Source organism: Pseudomonas sp. P5_A2_2, from assembly GCF_054177685.1.
On sequence record NZ_JBGCUL010000438.1, the window covers coordinates 1 to 3,709 of the forward strand.

The window sequence follows — 3,709 nt, forward strand, 5'->3', positions numbered from 1 at the left end:
CTTTAGACAGGTCTGCCTGATCCTGCTCGCGCGCCGCCAGTTTCTGATCGCGAGCCTTTACGTCGTCATTGAGCTTGGCCAGGACTTGCTGGCGCTCCTGGCGAACTTTCTCGAGTTCGCCACGCTGGGTGTCGAGGCTGCTTTGCTGCACCAGCAATTGCGCCTGCTGCATGGCGATATCTTTCTCGACATTTGACAGTTGGCGCAGGGTTTCGTTGAAGTTTTTCAGTTGCTCCAGGCGAGCCTGGCTCAGGTAGTCGTAATAGGTGAGGGTACGGGCGAATTTTTCCGGATTTTGCTGGTTGAGCAGCAGCTTGAGGTATTCCTGGCGACCGTTCTGGTAGGCCGCCCGGGCCTGCATGGCGATCAGTCGTTGCTGTTCAGTGCGCGCGCTCTGGAGTTTTTTTTTCTCTGCATCGAGGCGCTGTAGCTCGGCTTCGCTTTTCTTCAACTCTTTTTGCAGGGCTTCGACCTGTTTCTCGAGCTTGCCCATCTCGGTTTCGGTGCCCTTGAGCTCTTTCTGCACACCGGACTTCTCTTCCTGCAGCTTGCCCAGCAGTTTCTTCAACTCGGCAATGTCCTGACGCGTGGCGTCCAACTGTTGTTGGGTGTCTGCGCGCTCGTCAGCAAAGGCCGGTTGGAGCAGGCATGTCAGAGTCAGGGCTATCAGGACGCGAAGCATAGGGGCGGGCGGCACCAGGGAAAGGGACGGCCTAGTATGCCCGCCATGGGCGGCAAAAAAAATGCCCATTTCTGACTGTGTGATAACTGGATCGAAGTTGTCCCTGAAAACACCCCAAAACCACTGTGGGAGCAGCCGGTCGACGCTCGATTGCTCGCGATGGCGTCCGATCATTCAACATAGATGTTGGCTGTCAGATTGCTATCGCGAGCAAGCTCGCTCCCACAGGTTTTGTGGCGTTTTGGAGATCCAATCAGACCAGAATCGAAGTCCCGGTCATTTCCGCCGGTTGCTCAAGGCCCAGCAACTTCAGCATGGTCGGCGCCACGTCCGCCAGCACGCCGCCTTCGCGGACCTTCAGGTCGCGCTTGCCGACATAGATGAATGGCACCGGCTCGGTGGTGTGCGCAGTGTGCGCCTGGCCAGTGGTCTCATCGGACATCTGCTCGACGTTACCATGGTCAGCCGTGATCAGCGCTTCGCCACCGACCTTTTCCAGCGCATCGACGATGCGACCCACGCACAGGTCCAGGCATTCAACGGCCTTGACCGCCGCTTCGAACACGCCGCTGTGGCCGACCATGTCGCCGTTGGCGTAGTTGACCACGATCACGTCGTAACGCTGGTTTTCGATGGCATCGACGATGCGGTCGGTGACTTCCGGTGCGCTCATTTCCGGTTGCAAGTCATAGGTGGCGACTTTCGGCGACGGAATCAGGATGCGCTCTTCGCCCGGGAACGGTTCTTCGCGGCCGCCGGAGAAGAAGAAGGTCACGTGGGCATATTTTTCGGTTTCAGCGATGCGCAGCTGGGTCTTGCCGTTTTTCGCCAGGTAGTCGCCCAGCACGTTTTCCAGGCTGCCGGCAGCGAAAGCCGAAGGCGCAGGGATGCTGGCGGCGTATTGGGTCAGCATGACAAAACCGGCCAGTTTCGGCTGGCGGGCACGCTCGAACTCACTGAAGTTGTCTTCGACGAACACGCGGGTCAGTTCGCGGGCGCGGTCGGCGCGGAAGTTCATGAACACTACGGCATCGCCGTCTTCGACTTTTACCGGCTCGCCGATGGAGGTGGCCTTGACAAATTCGTCGCTCTMGCCGCGCTCGTAGGCCGCTTGCAGGCCTTCCTGGGCGGTGGCGGCGTTGAATTCGCCCTGGCCATCGACAATCAGGTTGTAGGCCTGGGACACGCGGTCCCAACGGTTGTCGCGGTCCATGGCGTAGTAGCGGCCGATGATGCTGGCGATCCGGCCTTTGCCCAGGGCCTGGAAGGTCGCGTCGAGCAGCTCGATCGATGACTGCGCGCTTTTTGGCGGAGTATCGCGGCCGTCGAGGAAGGCGTGCAGGTAGATGTTTTGCGCACCGCGCTTGAAGGCCAGTTCGGCCATGGCGACCAGGTGATCATGGTGGCTGTGCACGCCGCCATCGGACAGCAGACCCATGAAATGCACGGCTTTGCCGGCGGCGACGGCTTTGTCCACGGCGGCGCAGATGGTCGGGTTCTCGAAGAACTCGCCGTCGCGGATCGATTTGGTGACGCGCGTGAAGTCCTGATACACCACGCGGCCGGCGCCCAGGTTCATGTGGCCGACTTCGGAGTTGCCCATCTGGCCATCCGGCAGGCCGACGTCCATGCCGCTGCCCGAGATCAGGCCGTTCGGCACGGTGGCCCACAGGCGGTCCAGTACGGGCTTCTTCGCGGCGAAGATGGCGTTGGATTCAGGGCTCTCACTGTGACCGAAGCCGTCGAGAATGATCAGGACCAAAGGTTTAGGCGTGGTAGTCATGGAATCCACTCGTGGCTGAGGTAAAAGGGGTAATGGAAAAGGGAGTGGCAGTTTAAAGCGAAGTTCCGGCCACGTCACCGCCGGACGGGGTTTGGCCCACCATAGTGGCTGTGTATACTGGCCGACATTTTAACGCCCTGGAACCTCCTTCGATGGTTGCTCACCTGATTGAATTCGCCACTAACCACTACATTCTCGTCGGTATCTTCGTCGTACTGCTGGCGTTGCTGATTGCCTATCAAATGCAGGGCGGCGGCCGTAGCCTGAGTACTGGCGAACTGACCGGTCTGGTCAACAAGGACGCCGGCGTTGTGGTTGATATTCGTCCGAGCAAGGATTTCGCCGCCGGTCACATTGTCGGTGCGGTGAACATTCCCCAGGACAAACTGRCCGCCCGCGTTGGCGAACTGGAAAAGCACAAGGCCAAGACCATCATCCTGGTCGACGCCATGGGCCAGACCGCCGGCACCCACGCCCGCGAGCTGATGAAATCCGGCTTCACTGCCGCCAAGCTGTCCGGTGGTATCTCCAGCTGGAAAGCCGACAATCTGCCGCTGGTGAAGTGATATGAGTAGCGTCGTCGTCTATTCCAGCGATTACTGCCCTTTCTGCTCGCGAGCCAAGTACCTGCTCGAGAACAAAGGCGTGGCCTTCGAAGAGATCAAGGTCGATGGCAAGCCGCAGGTGCGCGCTGCGATGGCCCAGAAGGCCGGGCGTACGTCCGTGCCGCAAATCTGGATCGGCAGCACCCACGTGGGCGGTTGTGATGATTTGTTCGCCCTGGAGCGTGCCGGCAAGCTCGACGCGCTGCTCAGGGCCTGACGGTAATACCCCAAACAAGCAAACCTAAAAGAACCCTGGATCAAGAAGGATCTGCGATGACTGACCAACAGAACACTGCTGCGAACGAAGAAGAAACTGCACCGCAATTCTCCTTGCAGCGCATTTATGTGCGTGACCTGTCCTTCGAAGCTCCGAAAAGCCCGGCGATCTTCCGCCAGCAGTGGGAGCCGAGCGTCGGTCTGGATCTGAACACCCGTCAGAAGACGCTGGAAGCCGACTTCCACGAAGTCGTGCTGACCCTGTCGGTTACCGTGAAAAACGGTGACGAAGTGGCGTTCATCGCTGAAGTGCAACAGGCCGGGATCTTCCTGATCAAGAACCTGGATGACGCTTCGATGAGCCACACCCTGGGTGCGTTCTGCCCGAATATCCTGTTCCCGTACGCTCGCGAAACCCTGGAC

General features: G+C 59.4%; 5 protein-coding genes. 3 read left to right on the top strand and 2 right to left on the bottom strand.

The annotated features are described in order from the left end of the window. Both ACXRVY_RS19955 and gpmI read right to left on the bottom strand, forming a co-directional pair. Positions 1 to 682: murein hydrolase activator EnvC family protein (locus ACXRVY_RS19955; protein ID WP_458238056.1), on the bottom strand; the 682-nt coding region annotated here is incomplete at its 3' end. Between the two features lie 253 nt (positions 683 to 935). Next, positions 936 to 2,465, bottom strand: a complete 1,530-nt coding sequence (gene gpmI, locus ACXRVY_RS19960; protein WP_458238057.1) for a 2,3-bisphosphoglycerate-independent phosphoglycerate mutase — start codon at positions 2,463 to 2,465, stop codon at positions 936 to 938. A gap of 152 nt (positions 2,466 to 2,617) precedes the next feature. Here gpmI and ACXRVY_RS19965 point away from each other — a divergent pair, with 152 nt between their 5' ends. The 3 genes from ACXRVY_RS19965 to secB form a co-directional block, all read left to right on the top strand. Beyond that, positions 2,618 to 3,031 carry a rhodanese-like domain-containing protein gene (locus ACXRVY_RS19965; RefSeq protein WP_458238058.1) on the top strand — a complete coding sequence of 138 codons (414 nt, stop codon included), beginning with the start codon at positions 2,618 to 2,620 and terminating at the stop codon, positions 3,029 to 3,031. Position 3,032: 1 nt separating this feature from the next. After that, positions 3,033 to 3,287: a glutaredoxin 3 gene (gene grxC, locus ACXRVY_RS19970; RefSeq protein ID WP_108216188.1), complete on the top strand. Its 255-nt coding sequence runs from the start codon at positions 3,033 to 3,035 to the stop codon at positions 3,285 to 3,287. A 56-nt stretch (positions 3,288 to 3,343) separates the two neighbouring features. Continuing rightward, positions 3,344 to 3,709: protein-export chaperone SecB (gene secB, locus ACXRVY_RS19975; RefSeq protein ID WP_458238059.1), on the top strand; the 366-nt coding region annotated here is incomplete at its 3' end.

Coding starts and splice junctions, on each gene's coding strand:
- grxC (WP_108216188.1), top strand. CDS start 3,033: ATGAGTAGCGTCGTCGTCTATTCCAGCGATTACTGCCCTTTCTGCTCG.